The 23599-nt window shown below is 62.5% G+C and carries 18 protein-coding genes and 3 pseudogenes; 15 read left to right on the top strand and 6 right to left on the bottom strand.

Going from position 1 to position 23599, the window contains the following annotated elements:
• Positions 1-13 precede the first annotated feature (13 nt).
• The 3 genes from AC10V3_RS40390 to AC10V3_RS40380 form a co-directional block, all read right to left on the bottom strand.
• Positions 14-238 carry a YMGG-like glycine zipper-containing protein gene (locus tag AC10V3_RS40390; protein WP_022539972.1) on the bottom strand — a complete coding sequence of 75 codons (225 nt, stop codon included), beginning with the start codon at positions 236-238 and terminating at the stop codon, positions 14-16.
• A gap of 9 nt (positions 239-247) precedes the next feature.
• A complete protein-coding gene (locus AC10V3_RS40385; RefSeq protein WP_022539973.1) occupies positions 248-631 on the bottom strand; it encodes a hypothetical protein in 384 nt (127 codons plus the stop codon).
• Between the two features lie 148 nt (positions 632-779).
• Positions 780-1370 carry a hypothetical protein gene (locus tag AC10V3_RS40380; protein WP_022539974.1) on the bottom strand — a complete coding sequence of 197 codons (591 nt, stop codon included), beginning with the start codon at positions 1368-1370 and terminating at the stop codon, positions 780-782.
• Between the two features lie 908 nt (positions 1371-2278).
• Here AC10V3_RS40380 and AC10V3_RS40375 point away from each other — a divergent pair.
• From AC10V3_RS40375 to AC10V3_RS40365, 3 genes and pseudogenes are all read left to right on the top strand, one after another.
• Positions 2279-2530 (top strand): annotated as a pseudogene (locus AC10V3_RS40375) (lysozyme family protein); the annotation flags it as partial.
• 70 nt (positions 2531-2600) lie between these two features.
• A complete protein-coding gene (locus AC10V3_RS40370; RefSeq protein ID WP_041682346.1) occupies positions 2601-3974 on the top strand; it encodes a DUF2252 domain-containing protein in 1374 nt (457 codons plus the stop codon).
• Positions 3975-3994: 20 nt separating this feature from the next.
• Positions 3995-5125 carry a hypothetical protein gene (locus AC10V3_RS40365; RefSeq protein ID WP_022539977.1) on the top strand — a complete coding sequence of 377 codons (1131 nt, stop codon included), beginning with the start codon at positions 3995-3997 and terminating at the stop codon, positions 5123-5125.
• A gap of 84 nt (positions 5126-5209) precedes the next feature.
• Here AC10V3_RS40365 and AC10V3_RS40360 read toward each other — a convergent pair whose 3' ends face one another.
• On the bottom strand, positions 5210-6211 hold the full coding sequence (locus AC10V3_RS40360; protein ID WP_022539978.1) for an AraC family transcriptional regulator: 1002 nt from the start codon (positions 6209-6211) through the stop codon (positions 5210-5212).
• Positions 6212-6342: 131 nt separating this feature from the next.
• On the opposite strand from AC10V3_RS40360, the gene AC10V3_RS40355 reads away from it, so the two are divergent.
• The 4 genes and pseudogenes from AC10V3_RS40355 to AC10V3_RS40340 form a co-directional block, all read left to right on the top strand.
• The gene (locus AC10V3_RS40355) at positions 6343-6762 is read left to right on the top strand and encodes a carboxymuconolactone decarboxylase family protein (protein ID WP_022539979.1); all 420 of its coding nucleotides are present in this window, start codon (positions 6343-6345) and stop codon (positions 6760-6762) included.
• Between the two features lie 46 nt (positions 6763-6808).
• Positions 6809-7864, top strand: a complete 1056-nt coding sequence (locus tag AC10V3_RS40350; RefSeq protein ID WP_022539980.1) for a beta-keto acid cleavage family enzyme — start codon at positions 6809-6811, stop codon at positions 7862-7864.
• Between the two features lie 103 nt (positions 7865-7967).
• Positions 7968-9245: an MFS transporter gene (locus AC10V3_RS40345; protein WP_022539981.1), complete on the top strand. Its 1278-nt coding sequence runs from the start codon at positions 7968-7970 to the stop codon at positions 9243-9245.
• 89 nt (positions 9246-9334) lie between these two features.
• Positions 9335-10546 (top strand): annotated as a pseudogene (locus tag AC10V3_RS40340) (AMP-binding protein); the annotation flags it as partial.
• Positions 10547-10551: 5 nt separating this feature from the next.
• Here AC10V3_RS40340 and AC10V3_RS40335 read toward each other — a convergent pair.
• Positions 10552-11586, bottom strand: coding sequence for an IS630 family transposase (locus AC10V3_RS40335; protein ID WP_022539961.1), 1035 nt, complete (start codon positions 11584-11586; stop codon positions 10552-10554).
• A gap of 66 nt (positions 11587-11652) precedes the next feature.
• Here AC10V3_RS40335 and AC10V3_RS40330 point away from each other — a divergent pair.
• Positions 11653-12084, top strand: a pseudogene (locus tag AC10V3_RS40330) (AMP-binding enzyme); the annotation flags it as partial.
• Between the two features lie 447 nt (positions 12085-12531).
• A complete protein-coding gene (locus AC10V3_RS40325) occupies positions 12532-13833 on the top strand; it encodes an MFS transporter (RefSeq protein ID WP_022539986.1) in 1302 nt (433 codons plus the stop codon).
• Positions 13834-14308: 475 nt separating this feature from the next.
• On the opposite strand, the gene AC10V3_RS40320 is transcribed toward AC10V3_RS40325, so the two are convergent.
• A complete protein-coding gene (locus AC10V3_RS40320) occupies positions 14309-15889 on the bottom strand; it encodes an isocitrate lyase (RefSeq protein WP_022539987.1) in 1581 nt (526 codons plus the stop codon).
• Between the two features lie 571 nt (positions 15890-16460).
• Here AC10V3_RS40320 and AC10V3_RS40315 point away from each other — a divergent pair.
• The 6 genes from AC10V3_RS40315 (at position 16461) to AC10V3_RS40290 (ending at position 23565) form a co-directional block, all read left to right on the top strand.
• A complete protein-coding gene (locus tag AC10V3_RS40315; RefSeq protein ID WP_022539988.1) occupies positions 16461-16892 on the top strand; it encodes a hypothetical protein in 432 nt (143 codons plus the stop codon).
• Positions 16893-17093: 201 nt separating this feature from the next.
• On the top strand, positions 17094-17447 hold the full coding sequence (locus AC10V3_RS40310; protein WP_022539989.1) for a hypothetical protein: 354 nt from the start codon (positions 17094-17096) through the stop codon (positions 17445-17447).
• 99 nt (positions 17448-17546) lie between these two features.
• Entirely contained in the window at positions 17547-18764 is a 1218-nt protein-coding gene (locus AC10V3_RS40305; RefSeq protein ID WP_022539990.1) for a TolC family protein, read from the top strand.
• The gene (locus AC10V3_RS40300) at positions 18761-19318 is read left to right on the top strand and encodes a hypothetical protein (protein WP_022539991.1); all 558 of its coding nucleotides are present in this window, start codon (positions 18761-18763) and stop codon (positions 19316-19318) included. Before AC10V3_RS40305 ends, AC10V3_RS40300 begins: the two co-directional genes overlap by 4 nt.
• Before the next feature lie 8 nt (positions 19319-19326).
• Positions 19327-20451 (top strand): efflux RND transporter periplasmic adaptor subunit, encoded by a 1125-nt coding sequence (locus AC10V3_RS40295; RefSeq protein WP_022539992.1) that lies wholly within the window; start codon positions 19327-19329, stop codon positions 20449-20451.
• Positions 20452-20460: 9 nt separating this feature from the next.
• Positions 20461-23565 carry an efflux RND transporter permease subunit gene (locus AC10V3_RS40290; RefSeq protein ID WP_022539993.1) on the top strand — a complete coding sequence of 1035 codons (3105 nt, stop codon included), beginning with the start codon at positions 20461-20463 and terminating at the stop codon, positions 23563-23565.
• Positions 23566-23599 lie beyond the last annotated feature (34 nt).

The following is a 23599-nucleotide window of genomic DNA, read 5'->3' as shown; positions in this document are numbered from 1 at the left end:
GGCCGGACACGACTCACTGCTGCTTTCCTCCCTTGATGTTGCCGGCCACGCCTCCCGCGACGGCACCTACTGCGGCGCCAGTCCACCCGCTTCCTCCCGCGATGGCGGCAATGCCTGCACCGGCTAGTGCACCCACGCCCGCGCCGGTCACCGTCCCTTGTTGTTGCGGCGTCATGTTCGTGCAGCCGACAACGCCGGCGAGGACGAGCGCCATGCCAATCCCTTCGAGTCCTTTCATGTGTGTCCCCTACTTGTTGCTCTGCAGTCCGGGCACGACCATTTCGAACCATATCGTTTCGATGACCGGCCGCTGCAGCCGATCCGAATGCGCGGCGTACCAGCGGTCGAGTCCTTCGCGCACCGTGTCGAGCGTCTGGCCCTTCAGCCCCCTCGCAAGACGCGGAATGACGCTTTGCGAATCGGTTGGCGGTTTGCCTGCATGAAAGGCGATATCAACCTGGGCGAGATTGGCGATGCCGATGAGGTAGGCCTTTTTCGTCTGTTCCGATGACTCGGTCCACTGCTTCCCGGTGATCAGGGGGATTTCTTCCGCGCGGAGAGTGCCCGATACCATCGCCAGCGTCACGCATCCCACGGCCATCGCCGCGCGCAGTTTCAGTTTCATCAACATCGCGTTCTCCTCGGGACTCTGCGCTGCAATGGTCCCGTAAGCGGGCTGGACCCTGCGATACCGCAAAGCCCGGTTGCGCAGGTTCCTGGCCGCGGTGGCAAGAAATCGCGTCCAACCGCCAGCCCCGTCGACCTTTCGTTCCGCAGGCTCATTTCTTCGACGCGGGCTCGACCGAGACGGCCACCGCTTCGGTATAGATCGCCTGAACTTGGTCCCCCTTCTTGATGTTTTTCAACTGGTCTGGATCCCGAACGTTCAGGTCGACCGTATTACCTTTTGGTCCGCGCAGCGTAACGAGTTGCTTTTTCGTGTCCACTGCGACGACGTTCGCAACGATTGTCACCTCGCGGGCCGCGCTCCCGCCCGGCTTCGCGCCAAGCGGAGCCCGCTCCCCCGACTCGCGCTCGGTTTGTCCGGCAATGCCACCACCACCTTTCTTGAGATCCAGCGACAGCGCCTGCTTGTATTCGGCGACGACCTTGTCGCCTACCTTGAGCTGGTCGAAGTTTCGTACTTCTTCGCCCGCCACGAGATTGGATACCCCTTTCGGTCCCTTCAATGTAATGGTCCTCGTTGCCGGGTCGATGCCCACTACGGTTGTCGTCTCTTTCACGGTCTGGGAAAAAGCGGCCTTACCGGGCGCAGTCATCGACTGGCCCGTGGTTTCCTGCGCCGGTGCGATTACCGGCTGCGTGAGCAAGGCAAGCGTGGCCAGGGTGGGAAGTATCGTCATCCTCATTTTGTTCTCCCTTGAATGACCGAGCTCAAGCTCCACCGGCCTTCGCTTGTGGCAATGCGTTTAAGGGCGGCGAGCGCGTCATGTCCGTACGATGGCCCTGGCACACCGAGACGAGAAGCAATCTCATTGAGGTCGCACCGAATTCTAGGCCATGGGATTGATTTGCCTCGACGTTTAACTATAGGAGCCAGTCAGGCGTGGAGTTAATAAATCGCAAGGTTATAAGCACGCGGCCCCAAACCATTGATATGACGGCGACGGTACGCGGCTTCCCGATGCCGGATAAGCGCCGTACGTAATGCTTTTCGCTCGCCTGCCGAGACCGATTGAGCCTTGGTTCGGCAGCGCGCAGTGTGGGAGCCCGGCGCGGTGGATGCGCGGCGGGCGCTATGATAGCGCCCCCACGGCGTCGCGAACCTCTGAATCCAAGGCGCTTCTGTGCATCAACTTTCAGATCGCGCCATGCAAAGGACCGGACGCCTTGACGGCTGTTAGCGGCTAATCCCCCGTGATCCAACAACTGGCGCAAGACCGGTGGTTGTCATGTTCTAGACTCAAGGTATCGATGGTCAGGCGCGGAAGGGCTGACGGGCGCGCAACGGCCTTCACGGAAGGCTGGCGGCGCTCACCGTGTGGCTGGGCGTTGCCACCATGCGCACGGAGTTCTTCGTCATGAACGCGTCCCGGCTGGTCCATATCCTTGCTGGACTCCTGTTCATGCTGGCCTTTGCCTTACAGGGTGTCCAGGGCGCTGAACCGCAATCGCCGACAGGCGCCTCCGCTCCGGCCGCTCCCCCACCCGCACGCCAGTTCAGCCTGAATCACGCGCCCTGGCGCGGCGACTTCGACGGCATGCTTGAGCGGCGCTCAATCCGTGTGCTCGTACCCTACAGCCGCACGCTTTACACAACCGCGCGCGGTTTGCCTTCGCCAGCTACAACGCCGGCCCCGCTGATATCGCCAAGATGCGCAAGGAGGCCGTGCAGCGCGGGCTGGACCCTGACCAGTGGCTCAACAATGTGGAGATCGTGGTCGCCGAGAAGATCGGCATCGGGACGACCACGTACGTGCGGAACATCTACAAATACTACGCTGCCTACCGGCTCATCGTGGACGGCAAGGCAGAGCGGGACAAAGCCATCGAGAAGGTGCGCCAGTAACGTAGGCTCTTGAAGAGAAGGGGGAGTCAAGGTGAACGCAAAGAAGTCGCGGGGAAAAGCCAAGACGGCAATCGCCGAGGTGGAGGAGAACGCCCCGGTATTTCGCGCACGCGCAGAGCGTCTCGCCGCCGGTAAGGCTTTGCGCGATAGTGTTTCGCGCGTCAGTCACGCGGACTGGACACCGCCAGCCCATGGCCGGGACCCCATAGAGATTCTCGAAGCATCGAGTCAGGACCGACTGCCGGAACTGGTACCAATCCGCTACGGCCGCATGCTCCGTAGCCCTTTCACGTTCCTGCGCGGCTCCGCCGCACTCATGGCGCACGATCTCGCCACGACCCCAAGCACTGGAATTCGGGTGCAAGCCTGCGGGGACTGCCACCTGCTGAATTTTGGTTTGTTTGCGACGCCGGAGCGCAATCTGGTCTTCGATCTGAACGACTTTGACGAAACCCTGCCCGCCCCCTGGGAATGGGATCTCAAACGGCTGGCAGCCAGTTTTGCGGTCGCAGCACGCGACAACAAGTTGTCAGATGCGGATGCCCGGAAAGCCGCCCTGGAGTGCGTGCGTGCGTATCGGGAGCGTCTGCGGGAGTATTCCCGGATGGACCCTCTGGAGGTCTGGTACGCGCGCCTGGACGCGGAAACCATCATTGCGATGGCGCCCGATGAAAAGGCGAAGAAGTTCCGGGAGCAAATGGCTGCGAAAGCCCGCCAGCGTGTCGTCGAACACCTCTTTCCAAAGATTGCCGAGGAAGCGGGTGGGCGACTCCGCCTTGTCGACCAACCACCCCTTGTCTATCACGTCACTGACGCTGACATCGAGGAAGGGTTTCGTGAGGGGCTGATCGACTACCGGCAGACGCTTTCCGACGAGCGGCGCGTCCTGCTGGATCGCTACCGCCTGGAAGACTTCGCCCTGAAAGTGGTGGGTATTGGCAGTGTGGGAACGCGCTGCTTCATGGGACTGTTTTCCGACGAAGAAGGGCATCCCCTGCTCCTCCAGATCAAGGAAGCCTGCCGGTCTGTTCTTGAGCCCTACGCGGGCAAGAGCCGCTATGACCTACAGGGGCAGCGCGTCGTCATGGGGCAACGGCTGATGCAGTCCTCCAGCGACATCTTTCTGGGATGGGCGCGGGGGCGACAAGGCAATGACTATTTTTTGCGCCAGTTGCGCGACATGAAGATGTCTTTTCCCGTCGAAGGCATGGCCCCCGTGCAGTTCAACCGCTATGCCGAGGTCTGCGGCTGGACGCTTGCTCGTGCCCACGCCAAGTCCGGGGATGCCACGACCATTAGTGGCTATCTGGGCAAGGGCGACACGTTTGACCAGGCAATGGGCGCGTTCGCTCTTGCCTACGCGGATCAGACGGAGCATGACCACGCGGCCTTGGTGAGGGCGGTACGCACAGGACGGGTCGAGGCTCTTATTGAGGAGGAGTAGAGATCAGAACGCAAGCCGCCATGAAAGCCGCATCCAAAGAAGATCCTCCGGCCGCAGCGCCGCCTGGCTCCCTGACTCTTGCTGCAATGAGGCTAGGGTTGTGCATTGGGGCGGTGGCGCTGTTCACCGGTTGCGGGTCTCTCGGCCCCAAAACCATTCCCATGGATCGTTTCGATTACAGCACGGCGGTCGCCGATTCGTGGAAGCAGCAAATGCTCTTGAACATTGTCAAGCTGCGCTACATGGATTTGCCGGTCTTTGTGGAAGTCGCGTCCGTCGTTAGCGGCTACTCGCTGCAAACCGGCGTGACCGTCGGCGGCACGCTTTCGTCGGAGCGGGCGGTTCAGGGCAACTTCTTCTCGTCGGGGGTACAGGGCATCTACACTGACCGGCCCACCATCACCTACACGCCGGCGACGGGGGAGAAGTTCTTGCGTGGACTCATCACGCCAATTGACCCAAAGAACATTTTCTTCATGCTCCAGGGAGGTTATGCGGCGGACTTCATCCTGAGTCTGACCGTCGAGTCGCTCAATGGCGTGCGTAATCGCTCGATAGCTGGCGGCGCACTGAGGGAGGCGGATCCTGAGTTCCGGCGCGCGCTCGCGTTGTTGCGCGAAGTGCAGGCCGCAGGTGCGGTCGGGATGCGGGTGGAGGAGGACAAGACCAAAGGCTCGACCGCTGTGCTGTTCTTCCGGCGTGACGACCTGCCGCCTGACATCGTGGAAAAGACGGCTGAAATCCGGCGGTTGCTCAAGCTCCCGGCCGACGCGCAAAGGCTCACGCTCACCTATTCCCCGGCGCGTGGAGCGGCCAACGAACTGTCAGTGAACAGCCGCTCGATGCTACAAGTCATGATTGCCTTTTCGAGTTACTTGGACGTACCGGAAGCGCACTTGAAGGAACACAGCGCGCTGCCCGCGTTCGAGCACGCGTCCACGGAGAGCCGGGAGGATAGGGTTCGGATTCACAGCGGCAAGGACAGGCCGCCGGACACATTTGCCGCCGTGCACTACCGCGACTATTGGTTTTGGGTCAACCACGGCGACTTGCAAACAAAACGCGCCCTCACGGCGGTCATGTTTTTCTTCACGCTGGTCGAAACTGGCGGCAACGAGAGGCTGCCGTTAATCACAATCCCGGCACAGTAGGAGCACATACGGTCCCAGTGACGCAAGAAGCATGGCGATTTCATGCTGGACACCAGGGGCAGTGGCGCTCCAGCGCGGCCGGCTTCATCGCTCCTGCCGCGCTCGCCACTGAGAGACGCTGCAGCCAAAGTGCCCGTTAAACCAGCGCGAGAAGGCACTCAGGGACGAGAAGCCCAGCAGTGTCGCCACTTCGGAGAGCGGACGCTCGCGATTCTCGATATACCGTGTGGCCAGGTCGACCCGCACTGCATTGACGACCTTGGAATAGTTTTCACCGTATTGCTCGAGATGATGATGCACGGTCCGACGGTCCACACCGAGTTGCTCCGCCACGCGCTCGACCGAGCAAACGCCCAGCGGGAGCATGGCAATCACCAGTTGCCGCACCTTGTCGGGCATGCTGGCGTTGGACTGCGCAAGCATCGTGTCGAGATACCGTCGCACCTGGTTCGCCATGGCCGGTTCATAGGAGGGCAAGGGTACTTCCAGGTCAGCGGCCCGGCATACGATGCCGTTGAAATCCTGATTGAACATGACTGGCATGCCGAACACGCGCATGTGCGTGGCGGTGCTGACTGGCGCCGCGTGCGTAAAGCAGATGCTGCGCGGCCTCCAGGACGCTCCCACGAAGGCCTGCAGCAAGCGATACAGCACGCCAACCATCAACTCAATGGACTGGCGCAACGAGCCGGGAACCCCGCTCAGCACTTCCTCCCGGATCATGACAAGGCCTTCCGCTTCCTCGATGCGCATCGCCAGCGCCTCATTGTGCAACCGTAGGTAGCGGGCCATGGATTCGACCGCCTTGCGCAAGGTGGGCTCCTCACGCACCGCGAAGGCCAGCGGGCCAAGGTTGGCAAGCTGGCGTGTCTCGGCCATGCGCAAGCCGAAGTCCTCGGCGTCCGCCGCCTGCGCGGAGGCCTCAAGCAGGCTGGCCACCGCTTCAGCCGGGATCTTGATGTCGTGGTCCAGTAACGCGTAACGGCTGATTCCGGCAGCGCTCAAGTGCTGATAGGGATCCAGGCCCACGGCGCGTGCGACCTCGACATAGTTGGTGAGGCTGGCGCTGCGTAATAGGTAGGACATCGCGTTTTCCCTGAATCTCCCAAAATGTAAATTCAATCTCCCAAATCGTCAAATTGGAATTGGTGGTTGGCCAATACTTCGGGTGTCGCGCCGAACCCCTTGTAGATGGCAACGATTCGAAGGAGACGATGATGAGTAGTGAGAAAAGCAGCAGGGCCGAGCCCAGCCCCACGCCGGTCTGCGACCAGATGCGGGCCACGGGGAACTGGAACCCTGCCTGGGACGCCTTTGCCGAACTCGACCCGATCTGGGCCGAGAAATTCATGGTGATGGGCGTGCATCCCATTCTCGCGGGCGTGCTCGAGCCGAAGGTGCTTGAGTTTCTTGCTATCGCAGTGGACGCGTCGTGCACCCATATGTACGCGCCGGGCACGCGCCGTCACATCCGCAAGGCGCTCGAACTTGGCGCCACCAAGGAAGAAATCGCCGCCGTGCTCCAGGCGGTCAGCGTGCTGGGGATTCACACCAGCAGCCTGGGAGCGCCAATTCTTCTCGAAGAGTTGGCCGCCATGCAACGGGAACGCGCTGCTGACGACCGCGCAGCCGCCTGAAGGCCATCCCCAGATCCAATCACATTCTCAAAGAGGAAGACAAGACATGCATTTCCTAGACGACTCCCTGCTGCCCGAAAATCAGGAAAAGCTCGTGATCCAGGTCGCGCCCTATGGCCCGCAGTGGATCCCGGGTGATTCGGATGACATTCCGGTCACCATGGACGAGCAGGTCCAGAAGGCAGTCGACTGCTACAACGCCGGCGCGACCGTGCTTCACGTGCATGTGCGCGAGGCCGATGGCAAGGGCAGCAAGCGCCTGTCCATGTTCAACGAGATGCTGGCGCGCCTGCGCGAGGCGGTGCCGAAGATGGTGCTGCAAGTGGGTGGTTCCATCTCGTTCGCCCCCGAGGACGAAGGCCAGGCTGCCAAATGGCTTACCGACGATACGCGCCACATGCTGGCCGAGCTGACGCCGCGTCCTGACCAGGTGACGATCGCCATCAACACCAGCCAGATGAACATCATGGAGCTGATGACGCCCGCTGACGTGGCCGGCACCTCGTTGACCAATCCGGCGATCCAGGCGGCTTACAACGACATGATCGTGCCGTCGAACCCGTCGTGGCATGTGGAGCACCTGAAGCGGCTGACCGCCGCCGGCATCCAGCCGCACTTCATGCTCGGCAGCCTGACCCAGTTGGAAACGGTTGAGCGCCTGATCCGCCGCGGCGTGTACACCGGGCCGCTGGTCCTGAACTATGTGGCGATCGGCGGCGGCCAATCCGGCCTGCATCCGGCCGACATGATCGAGTTCGTGCGCCGCACCCCGGATGGCGCCGTGCTCACGCTGGAGACGCTTAATCGCAATGTGGTGCCGATGAACACCATGGCCATCGCCATGGGTCTGCACGTGCGGGTCGGCATTGAGGACACGCTGTTCGGGCCGGACGGCGAGCGCGCGACTTCCGTGCAGCAGATCGAGAAGATGGTGCGCATCGCACGTGAGCTGAATCGCGAGATCGCCAGCGGCGAAGACGCACATCGCATCTATCAGACTGGTACGTACTGGAACAGCACCGACGAGACGCTGCGGCACCTCGGCATGACGCCGAACCGGGCGCCCGCACAGCGCGGCATTCCGCTGCGCAAAGCAGCCTAGCAAAAATGAATCGGGGCGGCGCGCGGCAGCGTACCGCGTCCGCCCCCGGGGCGCTGTAGAGCGCTTCTGGGCGCAACTATCAGTCCCCCTCAGGAGACAAAAGATGTTCTGGAAAAAGAGTCCTTCCACCGTCCTGGCAGGCCTGCTTGTGATCCACCTGCTGGCGCACGTGGATCGCAATATGCTGCTGGGCTTCTCGCCGCAAATCATTGCGGATCTCAATATCAGCAACGCACAGTATGGTTTCCTGGTTGGCGCCGTCTGGGTCCTGAGTTTCGGATTCGTGGCCCTGTTCATGGGCTCGCTGGCCGACCGCTTCAGCCGCACGCGGGTCATCGCCGCCGGTGTATTGATCTGGAGCGCCTGCACATGGGCCTCCGGGCATGCCCAGAGCTTTGAACAAATGGTCGTGGCGCGCTTCTTTGTCGCCAGCGGCGAAGCCGCGCTGGTACCCGCGGCAGTGGCGTTGCTTGCCGAGTTGTTCTCCGCGAAGCGCCGCAGCTCGGCCATGGGCGTCTTCTTCGTGGGCATTCCGTTGGGCGTCGGCTGCAGCTTCCTGCTCGCGGGAACGTTCGGTGCCGAGCATGGCTGGCGTACCACCTTCTATGCATTGGGCCTCATAGGCGTGGCTATCGCGGTGCTGCTCGCTTTCCTGAAGGATGACCGCAGCCAGCTCCCGCCGCACGAGCGGGGCGCGCCCTTCGGGCAGCAGGTGCGTTCGGTGCTGGGAACCATTCATGATCGTCCTGCGCTGCTGCTCATCATCATCGGCTTCGTACTCGTGCACATGATCTTTGCCGGGCTCGCCTTCACGCAACTGTGGCTGGTCAAGGAGCGCGGCATGGACGCCGCCGAAATCGCCACCCGCATCGGCATGCTGCAGCTTGCGTTCGGCGCGCTCGGCTCCCTCGTGGGCGGCGTCATCGGCGACAGCCTGGCCCGAAAGTTCCGCGGCTCCCACGCCTCGCTGATGACTTTCCTGGTCATCCTGTGCGCGGCACCGATGATCGCCTACCGCTTTGCCGCCCCCGGCTCGGCCGTTTTCTATATCGGCATGTGCGCGGGCTTCTTCCTGCCACTTACGCTGTACGGTCCGGTCAACGCCGCCATCATGAGCATGGTGCCCCAGCAGACACGCTCGACAGTGACTGGCTTCACGATGCTGTGCATCAATGTGTTCGCGGTCGCCATCGGCAATCTGGCTGTGGGCTGGGCGATCGACTATCTCGATACGCACGGCGTGCCAGCGCCGCTCACCCAGGTGGTGCTGGTAACCGATGTGATCGCGATCAGTTCGGCGCTGTTCTTCGCGCTGGCCGCGCGCGCCGCGCGCAGTGTGCCCCTGACGGGAAACATCGTCCAAAGTGCGAGCCAGGGTTAGGGCGCGGCATTGCAATCGCTCGTCGCTTTTGATCGGCACTCCCATCCCAATATCTCAACATCACCCGCTATTTCGAGGGGGAGGCTTACATGCAGCAAAATCTCATCATCCCAACGCCGTCGGCGTACGCGTACCCGTTGCTCATCAAGCAATTGCTGGTCAACGCACTGAGCCTTTACGGCGATCAGGAAATTGCCTATCGCGGCGACATGCGCTACAGCTTTCGCGAGTTCCGTCAACGCATCGGCCGGCTTGCGTCGGCGCTAAGCACGCTCGGTGCGCGCCACGGCACGACGGTGGCGGTGATGGACTGGGATAGCCATCGCTATCTGGAGGGCTACTTCGGCATTCCGATGATGGGGGCAACGCTGTTTACCGTGAACGTACGCCTGTCGCCGCAGCAGATCCTCTACACGCTGAATGACGCCGAGGCCGCGATTGTGCTGGTGCATGCGGACTTTCTCCCGGTCCTCGAGCAGATCAAGGATGGCCTCAAAGGTGTGCGCCAGGTTGTGGTGATGGCAGACGGCCAGGCCATGCCGCAGACAGAACTGCCGGTGGCGGGCGAGTACGAGGCGCTACTGGGGCAGGCCTCGCCCGGTTTCACGTTCCAAGACTTCGACGAGAATACCAAGGCGGCGACCTTCTACACGACAGGGACGACAGGCGACCCGAAGGGCGTGAGCTATAGTCACCGCGATATCGTCCTGCATGCCCTCGTCACGGCCACGAGCCTGTGTGCGCAAAAGGATGGCCAGCGCCTGCACCGCGAAGACGTCTACATGCCCATTACGCCGATGTTCCACGTGCTTGCATGGGGCATGCCATATGTCTCCGTCATGCTTGGCCTCAAGACTGTTCTACCCGGCCGCTACGCCCCCGACCTCCTGTTGAAACTGCGCGAGTCGGAGCGGGTCACCTTCTCCCATTGCGTCCCGACTATTCTGCAGATGCTGCTGCAGGCGTCACACGATGGCACGCACGATCTGTCGGGGTGGAAACTGATCATCGGCGGCTCGGCGCTTTCACACGCCCTGTGCGAAGCGGCTCTCGCCCGAGGTATCGATGTGTTCGCCGGCTACGGCATGTCGGAGACCGGACCAGTCGTTTCGCTGGCACAGCTTCCGCCTGGCCTTACGGATGCTGATCCGCGCGACGAGGTATGGATGCGATGCTCGCCCGGCCGTCCCGTGCCGTTGGTGGACTTCCGTGTCGTTGACGACGGGATGAACGATTTGCCGCGCGACGGCAAGAGCCAGGGGGAGATCGTCCTGCGCGCACCCTTTCTCACGCAGGGCTATATTACTCAGCAGTCCCAAATATATGCGACAGATGGGGCATCAAAGAATGATCGAATGAGGGTGCGCTTTTTCTGCAGCCCACGCAGTTGTTGCTCGACGCGAATCTCCAGCTTCTCGCCGGTGCGCAGCGGATTGCGCGCCACGCCGGTGCGCTTGAGGTGACTCCATACCAGCTCGTCCGGATTGAGGTCCGGCGCGTAACCCGGCAGGAAGTGCAACGTTAATCTGCCGCCAGTGGATTCGACGTACTCGCGCACACTTGCCTTCTTATGGGCTGGCAAGCCGTCAATGACAAGATGCACCGGCTTGCGCCTGCCCCTCATCATCTGCCTGAGCAATTCGATGAACAGCTCCGCGGTGAGCGCGCCCTTGTACGTCGCGAACCAGAAGCCGCCCCGGGCGTTGACCGCCGAGGCTGCCGAGATCGATTGGCGCTGGCCGGGGCGCTCGATCACCGGACTCTGCCCTTTGAGCGCCCAAGTCTTGCCGTGCACCGTGTCGGCTCGAAACCCGGATTCATCCCAGAAGTAGATTTCCGCCCCACTACGTCGGGCCCTTGCTGCAAGGTCGGGATAGGTCTCACGCTGCCAGCGCTCAATCGCCTGGGGATCTCGCTGATAGGCGCGCTGCAGTGGTTTTTGTGGCGTCAGGCCCAAACGGGCCAGCAACCTCCCCACTGCGGTCAGACCCATGCGCACACCAAACTTTTGCTCAATCAAGGTGGCCACGATTTGCCGCGTCCACAGCCCGAAGTCCAATCCGAATTGCCGCGGGTCCCTGCCGTTAATCCAGCGTAGAACCTGGGCCTGCTGGCGCGCTGTGAGCTTGGGCGGTCGACCGGTGGCAGGCCGCGCTGCCAGTGCCCGCTCCCCATTGCCGCGCCCGCTGGCAGCCTTGAGCCATCGGTAGATCGAGGTGCGATTCATTCCCAGGGACTTCACTACCTCCGACGGCTTCTCGCCTTCCTTCACCCGGCGCAACGCCAGCAGCCGAAATTCTTCCTGCGTCGCGCGATCCAGTTGGCGGCCATCTCGTTTCATGGCTCATGAGACTACCGTCGATCCCATTCGTTCAATTTTTGTCGCCTTATTTTGGGACTGGTCAGTAAGAAGCCCGAAGCGTCCGAGGAACTCTGGTCAGGCGGCTATTTGCACACGCAGGACATCGCGGTCATGACGCCAGACGGATTCGTTCAGATCGTCGATCGCATCAAGGACGTGATCAAGACCGGTGGCGAGTGGGTATCCTCAATCGAGGTGGAAGGCCTTATCGCCGACGTACCAGGCGTGCAAGAGTGCGCCGTGATCGGCGTGCGCGACGAGAAGTGGGGCGAGCGCCCGATGGCGTTCATCGTTTGCAAGCCTGGTATTCGGCTAGAGCCAGGGGCAATCTGCGAACGACTGCTGGAACATGTCGAATCGAAGCGAATCAGCAAATATGCCGTCCCGGAACTGGACCGCATAGCCTTTGTTTCCGAAATTCCGCGAACCAGTGTCGGCAAGATCAATAAGAAAGAACTACGCGAGCGCTCGGCCTGATCAGGATGGGGCGGCTTTGATATACGTGGCCCCCTCAGTTTCTTCTCATCCAGCCCTCCCCTGCCGGTGAGGTGCGAAGAGCGGTCATCCAGGGGGAGGCTGGCAATCATCTCTCCCTCGGCCAAAGCGGTCGGCCTCCGGAGCGCATCATGGAACGGCCGAGTCTGGCCGGGAAGGGACCTCCGCCATCAGGCTGCCGGTCGGCGCTTGCCGACCCGTTGCCATCATTCGGGTTTCCGCGACGGCAACGTCCGGGCATCCCGCCTCATCGGCTGAGCGAGCTGTCCGGATTTCGCTTGCTTGAGCCGTGGATTGATATCAATGCAACGCCTCACTATTATGATTTGATGCGGCTGCTCGGGCAGGAGCCTGCGAGGAGAATCGTCATGCGGATGCTATGGAAGGCTGCGTTTCGGACATTCCCAGTCTTGCTGTTCGCCTCCGAGAATGCCGGCTGCTTCTGATCACAATGGTTCCGAGGGCAACAACCGAATCCTGCTATATTTCGGTTGGCTGACCCTGTTCGTCCATCTGGCAACGCCGGCCGGTTACCTGGTTGATATACAGACGTCGTACCTGCTCAAGAATCAGTTGCATGCGACGGCGACGGAGATATCGACATTCCGCCTGGTTACGGGCATACCCGTGTACATTGCGTTCGCTTTTGGACTCGCGCGCGACCATTGGAATCCGCTGGGATTGCGGGATCGCGGCTTCTTCCTGATTTTCGCTCCCGCAACCTCGGTGGCATTCATCTGGATGGCGTTTTCAGGTATCTCATACACGGGACTGGTCGTCGGGATGCTACTGGCAATGCTGTCGTCCCGATTTACTGCCGCAGCCTATCAGGGGTTGATCGCTCTGGTGGGTCAGGAGAAGCTCATGTCTGGGCGCCTGAGCGCTCTGTGTAACGTGGTCAGCTCCGTCCCCGTCGTCGCGGGAGCGTTCGCTTCCGGGTACGTCTCCGATCATCTTGCCGCGAAAGAGGCCTTCTTCCTGGTGGCGATGGTCACTTTTTTGATTGCCGTGTTTGGACTCTGGAAGCCCATTTCCGTCTTCGGCGATACGTACGAGAAGCCGCAGGCCAGGGGCGCAGATTTCGTTGGGAATATCAGGCGGCTGGTGAAGCATAAGGCCGTCTATCCAGCAGTTCTCATCTGCTTTCTATGGAACTTTGCGCCAGGATCGGCCACTCCGCTGCAGTTCTATCTGACCAATGAGCTGCATGCATCGGATTCCGTTTACTCGTACTACAACGGGATCTTTGCCGCCGCGTTCATCCCGACATTTTTCCTGTATGGCTTTCTGTGCAAGAAGGTATCGCTGAACAAGCTACTGTGGTGGGGAACGATCGTCGCAGTGCCGCAGATGATTCCGCTGGCATTTATTCACTCAGCCAATCTCGCGCTTGTATTGGCGGCACCGATAGGGCTGATGGGCGGTCTAGCCACGGCAGCATACTTCGATCTCGCGATGCGGTCCTGTCCGCCGGGCCTGCAAGGGACCTTGATGATGCTGGTGGAGGGCGTTCTGGCGCTCTCGGCGCGTGCCGGCGATCTATTGGGCTCATGGATCTATAGCAGCGGCGCAACGCACGGATTCACATTTTGTGTGGCCGCCACTACCGTGGTGTACGCACTGATCCTGCCCTTGATTCCGCTTACGCCGAAAGCATTGATTGCTACCAAGGATGGTGAACCAAATCCGGAGATCGAGGCCGAGGTGCTGAAACGAGATCCGGCGGATTGAGCCTACATAGACTTCCGCGGCTTGGGCGGGAGTAGGCCGGTTGATGGGGAAGCCGCCAAAAAAGGAGCGGAGTACGTGTAGGCCGACCCTCGAAGGGCTGGTCATAGCCGGCCTCGGCAGCTCAAAGCGGGGTGCTGGCCGTTCTGTGGCACATCGACGACCAACTTCCGGAGCCGACCCTCTCCGGACCCTTGGTCGAATTTTGCGAACGTCTCTACCCCGTTCAAAAGCGGCGGCTCCTGTCGGTACCGGCCATATTCACCAAGAATTATCCTGCTGCGGACATTTCCGGACGGATGCATCGGCACCGCCAGGTTGTCTGCCGAGTTCGTCGTCGTTCTCTACCGAGCCACACGTACAGCTTCTGCACGGAAGCGCACAAGAAAAATGTTTGATGAGAACCCCGCGAGCTATCTCGCCGGATAAAAAAACGCCAACCCATACGGTTGGCGTTTTGCTTGGGGTATTACTGGTATCAGAACTGGTTCATGGTGTTGTCTTTACCCGCCGCTTTCAGAGCCGCTTCGCCGCTGAAATACTCCTTGTGGTCGTCGCCGATGTCCGAGCCGGACATGTTCTGGTGCTTGACGCAGGCGATGCCCTGACGGATTTCCTTACGCTGCACGCCAGCCACATAACCCAGCATGCCCTGGTCGCCGAAGTATTCCTTGGCCAGGTTGTCGGTCGACAGTGCGGCGGTGTGGTAGGTCGGCAGTGTAATCAGGTGGTGGAAGATACCTGCTTCGCGCGACGCGTCGGCCTGGAAGGTCCGGATCTTTTCGTCGGCAAGCATCGCCAGTTCGGTCTGATCGTATTCCACGCTCATCAGCTGGGCGCGGTCGTATGCCGACACATCCTTGCCCGCGGCCTTCATCGCGTCATACGCCTGCTGGCGGAAGTTCAGGGTCCAGTTGAACGACGGGCTGTTGTTGTACACCAGCTTGGCGTTCGGGACGACCTTGCGAATCTCGCTGACCATGCCGCCGATTTGGGCGATATGCGGCTTTTCGGTTTCGATCCACAGCAGGTCAGCGCCGTTTTGCAGTGCGGTGATGCAATCGAGTACGCAGCGCGCTTCGCCCGTGCCGGCGCGGAACTGGAACAGGTTGCTAGGCAGGCGCTTAGGACGCAGCAGCTTGCCGTCGCGCTTGATGATGACGTCTCCATTGCCCAGTTCGTCGGCCGACAATTCGTCGCAATCGAGGAAGGAATTGTATTGGTCGCCCAAGTCGCCTGGCGTGTTGGTCACGGCGATCTGCTTGGTCAGGCCGGCACCCAGCGAGTCGGTACGGGCCACGATGATGCCGTCGTCCACGCCCAGTTCCAGGAAGGCGTAGCGGATGGCGCGGATCTTGGCCAGGAAGTCCTCGTGCGGCACGGTGACCTTGCCATCCTGGTGGCCGCACTGCTTCTCGTCGGACACCTGGTTTTCGATCTGAATGCAGCATGCGCCCGCTTCGATAAACTGCTTGGCCAGCAGGTAGGTTGCTTCGGCGTTGCCGAAACCCGCGTCGATGTCCGCGATAATGGGCACGACGTGGGTGACGTGGTTGTCGATTTTTTCCTGGATGGCGGCCTTGGCAGGGCCTTTGGCAGCGTCCAGCTCGCGGAACAGACCGCCCAGTTCACGGGCGTCGGCCTGGCGCAGGAAGGTGTACAGCTCGCGGATCAGCGCGCTGACGGAGGTTTTTTCGTGCATCGACTGGTCCGGCAGCGGGCCGAACTCGGAGCGCAGCGCGGCCACCATCCAGCCGGACAGGTAAAGGTAGCGACGGTCGGTGCTGTTGAAGTGCTTCTTGATGGAGATCATCTTCTGCTGGCCGATGAAGCCGTGCCAGCAGCCCAGCGACTGGGTGTACTTCGACGAGTCGGCATCGTAGGCGGCCATGTCGGCGCGCATGATCTTGGCGGTGTACTTGGCGATGTCCAGGCCCGTTTTGAACTTGTTCTGGGCACGCATGCGGGCGGCATACTCGGGATTGATGGCATTCCACGCGCTGCCGTGGTTCTCTTTCAAACCGGCAACTGCCTTGATGTCGTCTTGATACTTGGCCATGCGAATTTCCTAAGAATAAAGCGCGTTTGAAATAATTTGAGTGTGCCGACGGATGTCGAGGCAAGCAGCGTGACCTCATTGTAGGACCTTTTTGATGCGTCGCGGCCATGTCTTATATAAGACATAAGAGTTAATTTGTCTTTATTTTTCAATGAGATAGATGGTAAATTTCGCGATGTGGAACACCTTTTCAAAAAACGAAAAATACCGCTGCGGGAAACATGGAGTGAATTCCACAATGTGAAACGCGCTTTCAGTTGTCGGCGGGAGGGGCAAGCACGGATGGCTCGAGCAACGATAGGTGGGGGATTTTGTAGACGTCTGTTCCGACGAACAGTGTCCTGAGCAGGCGCGGCAACGTGTGGCTGTGTTCGTGTCCGCTTCGGTCATTCGATCACGAGCGATGGTCGTCGGAAACTGGCCGGGAGCGGCCGGTCGCCGCGGTATGCCGGTGTCTAGCCGTCTTCATCCAAGCCCGAGATGGAGTCCTATGGTAAGGTTGGCGGGATGAGTTCAGGACTTCAACTGGTGATGCATGGGCCGCACCTATGTGCTGGGAGAGTGATGGAGCGTGAGTGATGCGAAGCAGGAAACGCGGCGCACGCTGCGGACTGAGAGAGTTTCAATCAGCAGGGCGTTGCGCCTGAGCGTGCCGCCAGAGGCCAGGCCTGCGCCGGTCAACGGGAAAGACTGGCTGCGGCAGAGGAAAGAGCAATTGCAGGCTGCCCGTGCCGCTGCCAAGCAAAGGCGCGATCTACTAAGAGCCGAAATCATGTCGGCCGTGCAAGATGTCGCCCGAGAGGAACGCACTGCTGCGCGGCTAGAAGCTGAGCGCCTGAAGGCGGAAGCCAAGACCGCGCGGACCCACACGCGGGAGGACGCACGCGCCGCCGCCAAGTTCGAGCGCGGCCAACCAACCCGCTCGGCGTCCAAACGAAAGACGCTTTCCAATGAGAAACGCAAGCTGGTTTCTTACGCTGATCTGTTGCGGATGCGTGGGTGATCTGGCGGAAGTTCGCCAGAGCGGACTGCCTATCGATTTCGTGGAAAGCGGCTTCGATCTCGTGCGGGGTTAGTTCGAGAAGGGAGCATTGCAGCGGCTACGAAGTGATTAACGTTCAGCGGCCTTGCCGCCACAATCGGTTACACGGTCTCCCCGCCAGTCCCGCGCCAGCCCGCTACAGGTCAGGTAGAATCCCGCCCTATGTCGCGCGTGATTGCCATCCTCCTGATGCTGATCCTGCCGCTGCAGGCCTTGGCTGCAGCGCAGCGGCAACTCGTACATTCGGCCGGCTTCCCGCCGGACCATATGGCGGCGCACGCCGAGCATATCCCCCATCACCACGATGACGACGGGGAGATCGCGTTCGACGATTCCACAGCATCCGCGTCGCACCAACTCGACTTCGACTACGGCACCCACTTCCAGGCGCCGCTGCCAGCGGGCCTGCTGTTGCCGCTGTCGCAGCAGACGCAGCCCGAGCCGTTATTCCTCGCCGGCCGCATGCCTGATCCCCGCGGCAGTCCACCTTTACGCCCCCCTCACGCGCCCGCCTGACGGCGGGGCATTGACCTCCTGATTGCATGCCGTGGCGCAATGGCTTGCGCCGCGCCCCGCCGCATTGCCTGTGTCATCGCGATTTGCGTTGGGGATTCCATGCAGAAGTTTTTCATTTCCATTGTTGCGTCTGCGCTGCTGATGCCGTCGGCCCATGGCCAGCGTGCGCCGGCGGATCTGCACGCGCTTTTTAATACCGCGTGGGAGCGGTCCGTTGCATTCCAGGCAACCGAGGGGCGGCGCCTGGAGGCGGCGGCCAGTCGGGTCCAGGCGGATTCGCTGCTCGCCGGGCCACCGACGCTCGGTCTGCTGCACCGCGACGACCGCTGGACCGAGAAGCGCGGCCTGCGCGAGAGCGAGGTCCAGCTTGGCGTCCCGGTGTGGATGCCGGGCCAGCGCGCGGCACGCGGCGACTTGGCCGACGCACAAGCGGCCGAGGCTGAAGCCGGCGCCGCATTGGCGCGGCTGAACGTTGCCGCCGAGGTGCGCGAGCGTGTCTGGCAGCTCGCGGCCGCGGAAGGGGAGCGCGATGTGCTGCGGCTTCGTGTAGGGATCGCCGTGTCGTTGCGCGACGACGTGCGGCGGCGGGTCACCGCCGGCGACCTCGCGCGCACCGACCTGCTGCTGGCGCAGCAGGACTACCTGGCGGCGCAGGGCCTGCTCGCGGACAGCGAGGCCGGCCTGGTGGACGCCAGGGCGCGGCTGCTGCAAGCGACCGGAGTATCGGCACTGCCGCTGCGGTACGACGAAGCGGCAGCGCCTGTGAGCGATCCTGCCGCGGATGCCGTGAGCCATCCGCGGCTTGAAGCGGCGCAGCGGGCAGTGCTGCGTAGCGAGCGCCAGGTGGGCTACCTGCGCAAATCGCGCCGCGACCCGCCGGAAGTTGGCGTGATGTACCGCAACGACCGTGCGGGCGGCGGCATGCCCAGCGACCAGACTGTCGGCCTTTTCATCAGGATCCCGTTTGCCACCGACGCGCGCAACTTGCCACGCGAGACTGCTGCACAGACGGAGCTGATGACAGCCCGGGCCGAGCTCGATCGCACCGAACGCATCGTGCGCTCCGATATCGACGCGGCACAGTCGGCGCTGTCGCTCGCAGAGCTGCAACTCAAACTTATCGAAGAGCGCAGCGCCACGCTGTCTGAACGGGCAGCGCTGCTGCGCAAGACATTCAATGCCGGCGAAATCGGCTTGCCTGAAGTGCTGCGCGCACAGAACCAGGCCCTCGAAGCCGAAGCCGACCTGGCGCGTCAGCGTGCCCGGCGTGGCATCGCCACTGCCAAGCTGAACCAGGCTCTCGGAGTCTTGCCATGATCCGCCAGCTCATTCTCACCCTGCTCTTGTCCCTTGCCTGTGCCGCGCATGCCGCGCCGGGCGCCCATGGCCCCAATGGCGAGCATCTGGATGCGCCGGCGAGCACCGGCGCCGCGGCGAATGCCCAGCCCGTCATCGAAGCCAATACGGAATCGTTCGAGCTGGTTGGCACGCTGGCCGCTGATGAGCTCTCGGTGATGGTCGACCGCTACGCCACCAACGAGCCGGTGCTGAACGGCACGCTGGAGGTCGAGTTCAACGGCATCAAGGCACAAGGCAAGCTGCACGCCGACTTCGGCGACTACTCCTTTACCGACGAGAAACTTCTCAAGGCGCTGCGCCAACCGGGCAACCATGCGCTCGTGTTCACGCTCGTTGCCGGCAAGGAGTCGGACCTGATCGAGGGGACCCTGAACGTTGCCGCGGACGGGCACGCCCACGGCCTCGGGGCATTCTGGCGAGCGCGCTGGCTGTGGGTCGTCCTGCTTGTAGCGGTTGTCCTGGCCGCCGCAGTCTGGGGCGTGAGGCGCCGCAATATCCAAAAGAGGAACTGAGGCCCGACATGCTGAAGACATCCAGTTTCGCAACGATCGCCATCGCGCTGGCTGCCTGCGCAACCATGCCGGCACTGGCCGGGCCCGGTGCACACGGGCCCGGTGGCGAACACCTTGATGCACCGGGGGTGGTGTCCGGCAGCGGCGGCCTGGCTCGGCTGCCCGACGGCAGTGTCCAGGTGCCCAAGCTCGCGCAACGCCGCATGGGCATCCGGACCACAATGCCGCAGGAAGCCTTGCACCCCGTGACCGTAGAGCTGAATGCCGTGGTGGCGATCGACCCCAATGCGGGCGGGCGTCTGCAGGCAGGGCACCCGGGCTGGATCGAGCCGCCGCCGGACGGCTTTCCGGTGCTGGGGCAGCGTGTCAGCAAGGGCCAGGTGCTGGCCGTGCTACGGCACAAGAGCGAGCCCTTCGATATCGGCAATCAGCAGGCGCAGTTCGCCAACCTGAGCGCCAACCTGAAGCTGGCCCGGCAACGGCTGCAGCGGTTGGAATCGCTGCAGGACAGTATTCCGCGCAAGGAGATCGAAGCTGCCCGCGCCGAGGTCCAGAGTCTTTCCGGCCAGCGCGAGGCGGTGGGCAAGAGTCTGCACCAGACCGACTCGCTGACCGCGCCGGCCAGCGGCGTCATTGCCACGGCCAATGTGCTGGCCGGTCAAGTGGTTGCCGCTGGCGACGTGCTGTACGAAGTGGTTGACCCATCCCGGATGCTGATCGAGGCCAACACCGCGGATGCCTCGCTTGCCAACCGTATCCAGGGCGGGACCCTGGGCCGGTCGGACGGAGGCAAGCTGGAGTTCATCGGCGCCGGCCGCAGCCTGAAGAATGGCGCCGTGCCGCTGATGTTCCGGCTGACGGGCAATGCGGTGCCGCTTGCCGTCGGGCAGCCAGTGACTGTGGTTGCTACGCTAACCGATACGGTCAAGGGCATCGCATTGCCAAGCGAGGCCCTGGTCCGCAATGCCAGCAACCTGCCGGTGGTGTGGATCAAGTCCGGCACGCAGCGCTTTATCGCCCAGCCGGTTGAAGCTCGCGTGCTGGATGCGGGAACGGTTGTCGTGGTCAAGGGACTATCGCCGGAGAACCGGGTGGTGGTGTCCGGGGCGGCGCTTATCAACCAGATCCGCTGAGGGGCGCGCATGTTCAACTGGATCGTTCGCGCGAGCCTCGGCAACCGGCTGCTGGTACTAGCCGTCGCCATAATCCTGATGGTGTACGGCGGCGTGACCGCATGGCGCACGCCGGTGGATGTTTTCCCGGACCTCAACAAGCCGCTGGTGACGGTCATCACCGAGTCCGGCGGCATGGCGCCGCAGGAAGTGGAACTGCTGGTGTCGTTCCCGATCGAGGCCGCGCTCAACGGCATGCCGGGCGTCACCCGGGTCCGCTCGGTGTCGGGCGTCGGCCTGTCGATCGTCTACGCCGAGTTCGACTGGGGCAGCGATATCTATCGCAACCGCCAGCTTGTGTCGGAGCGGCTGGCGCTGGTGAAGGAACAGTTGCCTGGCGGGCTCACGCCCATCCTCGGACCGGTCTCGTCGATCATGGGCGAGATCATGCTGATCGCCTTGCCGATCGACCCGACCAAAGCCAGCCCGATGCACGCGCGCGAGTATGCCGACTTCGTGCTGCGGCCGCGCTTGCTGTCGGTGGCCGGCGTGTCGCAGGTCATTCCGATCGGCGGCGAGGTGCGCCAGCTCCGGGTGGAACCGGACACCGCCAGGATGGCGCAGTTCGGCGTGGCGTTGCCGCAGGTGGAAAGCGCGTTGCGCGACTTCTCCGCCAATACCAGCGGCGGCTTCATCGACCTGAACGGCCGCGAATACCTGATCCGCAACCTCGGGCGCACCAACCGGCTCGACGACCTGAAGGGGCTGGCAGTCGCCTACAAGGACGGCATCCCGGTGCTGCTGGAGCAGGTAGCCGGCGTGCGTTATGCCGCGGCGCTCAAGCGCGGCGATGCCGGATTCAACGGCAAGCCGGCAGTGATTGTCAGCGTGCAGAAGCAGCCCGCGGCCGACACGGTACGGCTGACGCGGGACCTGGAAGCAGCGCTCGGCGAACTGAAGCAGGGGCTGCCGCCGGGCCTGTCGCCGCCGCAGGTACTATTCCGGCAAGCGGACTTTATCGAGGCCTCGATCGGCAACGTAGTCGAGGCGCTGCGCGACGGCGCCATCATGGTGACCGTGATCCTCTTCGCCTTCCTGCTGAGCGCGCGCACCACCGCGATCTCGCTGGTGGCGATCCCGCTGTCGCTCGCCGTCACCGCGCTGGCTTTCCACCTGCTGGGCCAGTCGATTAACGTGATGACGCTGGGCGGCCTTGCCATCGCCATCGGCGAGTTGGTCGACGACGCAGTAGTCGACGTGGAGAACATCCAGCGCCGGCTCAGGCAGCGCGTAAGCATGGAGGACCCGCCGTCCGTGCTGGAAACCATCTGGCGCGCCTCGGTCGAAGTCCGCTCCGGCATCGTCTATGCCACGCTGGTGGTGGTGCTGGTGTTCGTGCCGCTGTTTGCGCTGCCGGGTATCGAAGGGCGCCTGTTCGCGCCGCTGGGTATCGCCTACATCGTGTCGATCCTGGCATCGATGCTGGTGTCGATGACGGTGACGCCGGTGCTGTCGTACTACCTGCTGCCGCGGATGAAGCGGCTGGAGCATCCGGACAGCCCGCTGGTGGCGTGGCTCAAGCGGGTCGATGCCAGGATCCTGGGCTGGTCGTTCCCGCGCGCCAAAACGGTGCTTGCCGCGGCTGCGGTCGCCGTCGCGCTGGCAGCCGCCACCGTGCCTTTCATGCCGCGAGCCTTCCTGCCAGCCTTCAATGAAGGCTCGCTGGTGATGTCGCTGATGTTCAATCCGGGCACCTCGCTGGCCGAAGCCAACCGCATGGGTGCCCTGGCGGAGACGCTGATCCGGCAGGTTCCGGAGGTGACGCAGGTCGGGCGGCGCACCGGCCGTGCCGAACTGGACGAACATGCCGAAGGCGTGCATTCCTCCGAGATCGACGTCGACCTGAAGCGCTCCGACCGCAGTCGGGAGCAAGTGATGGCCGCCATCCGCGCCCAGCTTGGCAGTCTCCCTGCGTCGGTGGCGATCGGCCAGCCGATTTCCCACCGGCTGGATCACTTGCTTTCCGGTGTGCGGGCACAGATCGCGCTGAAGATCTATGGCGATGATCTCGATACGCTGCGCGGCCTGGCGGAGAACGTGCGCGGGCGGCTTGCTGCCATACCAGGACTCGTCGATATCACGGTCGAGCGCCAGGTATTGATACCGCAAGTCAATGTGCGACTCGATTACCGGAAGGCCGCGCAATACGGCATCCCGGCGGGTGAGGCGCTGAAGGCCTTGCAGACGTTGTCGGATGGCACGCGGGTAACGCAGGTGATCGAAGGCGTGCGCCGCTACGACCTTGTGGTGCGGTTGCCCGATACCGGCCGTACGCCGCAGGACCTGTCCCGCGTCATGCTGGATTCGCCGCGTGGCGCGGTGCCGTTGTCGGCAATTGCCAACGTCGAGGATGGCGACGGCCCGAACCAGATCGGGCGCGAGAACGGCCGCCGGCGCATCGTAGTCTATGCCAATACCGACGGCTCGGATATGTCGAAGATCATCGGCGATGTGCGCAGCGCGGCCGCGCGCGCCGGGCTGCCCGGCGGCTATTTCGTCAGCATCGAGGGGCAGTTCCAGGCGCAGGAGCAGGCGACGCAACTGATCGTGCTGCTGTCCCTCGTTTCGCTGGCGCTGATCTACCTGGTGCTTTACTCGCGCTACCGCTCTGCGACACTCACGCTGATAATCATGGCGAACATCCCGCTGGCGTTGATCGGCAGCGTGATCGCCATGTGGATCGGCGGCCTGACGCTGTCGGTGGCGTCCATGGTCGGCTTCATCACGCTGACTGGCATCGCCACCCGCAACGGCATCCTGAAAGTCAGCCACTACATCAACCTGTGCCGCTTTGAAGGGGAAACCTTTGGTATCCCGATGATCGTGCGTGGGTCGCTGGAGCGGCTGACGCCGGTACTGATGACCGCGCTGGTCGCGGCGTTCGCGCTGGTGCCGTTGCTGGTGTCAGCCGACGCGCCCGGCAAGGAAATCCTGCATCCGGTGGCGGTGGTGATTTTCGGCGGGTTGGTCAGTTCGACCATCCTGGATTCCTTGCTGACACCATTGGCGTTCTGGTTGTTCGGGCGCCGCCCGCTGGAGCGGATCCTGTCGCAACCGCAGGGCGACGCGTACTGATTGCGGGCTTTGGCAGCGACGCCCGTAAGTCGCT

The sequence above is a fragment of the Cupriavidus sp. PB-02 genome (assembly GCF_058252315.1).
Note: the sequence above shows the minus strand (reverse complement) of the source record. Positions and strands in the feature narration are given on the sequence as shown.

Excerpts from the sequence above, each read along its gene's own strand:
- AC10V3_RS40325 (WP_022539986.1), top strand. The coding sequence starts at position 12,532 with ATGCCGGCTGCTTCTGATCACAATGGTTCCGAGGGCAACAACCGAATC.
- AC10V3_RS40355 (WP_022539979.1), top strand. The coding sequence starts at position 6,343 with ATGAGTAGTGAGAAAAGCAGCAGGGCCGAGCCCAGCCCCACGCCGGTC.
- AC10V3_RS40345 (WP_022539981.1), top strand. The coding sequence starts at position 7,968 with ATGTTCTGGAAAAAGAGTCCTTCCACCGTCCTGGCAGGCCTGCTTGTG.
- AC10V3_RS40320 (WP_022539987.1), bottom strand. The coding sequence starts at position 15,889 with ATGGCCAAGTATCAAGACGACATCAAGGCAGTTGCCGGTTTGAAAGAG.
- AC10V3_RS40360 (WP_022539978.1), bottom strand. The coding sequence starts at position 6,211 with ATGTCCTACCTATTACGCAGCGCCAGCCTCACCAACTATGTCGAGGTC.
- AC10V3_RS40380 (WP_022539974.1), bottom strand. The coding sequence starts at position 1,370 with ATGAGGATGACGATACTTCCCACCCTGGCCACGCTTGCCTTGCTCACG.
- AC10V3_RS40390 (WP_022539972.1), bottom strand. The coding sequence starts at position 238 with ATGAAAGGACTCGAAGGGATTGGCATGGCGCTCGTCCTCGCCGGCGTT.
- AC10V3_RS40365 (WP_022539977.1), top strand. The coding sequence starts at position 3,995 with ATGAAAGCCGCATCCAAAGAAGATCCTCCGGCCGCAGCGCCGCCTGGC.
- AC10V3_RS40385 (WP_022539973.1), bottom strand. The coding sequence starts at position 631 with ATGTTGATGAAACTGAAACTGCGCGCGGCGATGGCCGTGGGATGCGTG.
- AC10V3_RS40310 (WP_022539989.1), top strand. The coding sequence starts at position 17,094 with ATGTCGCGCGTGATTGCCATCCTCCTGATGCTGATCCTGCCGCTGCAG.
- AC10V3_RS40300 (WP_022539991.1), top strand. The coding sequence starts at position 18,761 with ATGATCCGCCAGCTCATTCTCACCCTGCTCTTGTCCCTTGCCTGTGCC.
- AC10V3_RS40295 (WP_022539992.1), top strand. The coding sequence starts at position 19,327 with ATGCTGAAGACATCCAGTTTCGCAACGATCGCCATCGCGCTGGCTGCC.
- AC10V3_RS40305 (WP_022539990.1), top strand. The coding sequence starts at position 17,547 with ATGCAGAAGTTTTTCATTTCCATTGTTGCGTCTGCGCTGCTGATGCCG.
- AC10V3_RS40335 (WP_022539961.1), bottom strand. The coding sequence starts at position 11,586 with ATGAAACGAGATGGCCGCCAACTGGATCGCGCGACGCAGGAAGAATTT.
- AC10V3_RS40290 (WP_022539993.1), top strand. The coding sequence starts at position 20,461 with ATGTTCAACTGGATCGTTCGCGCGAGCCTCGGCAACCGGCTGCTGGTA.
- AC10V3_RS40350 (WP_022539980.1), top strand. The coding sequence starts at position 6,809 with ATGCATTTCCTAGACGACTCCCTGCTGCCCGAAAATCAGGAAAAGCTC.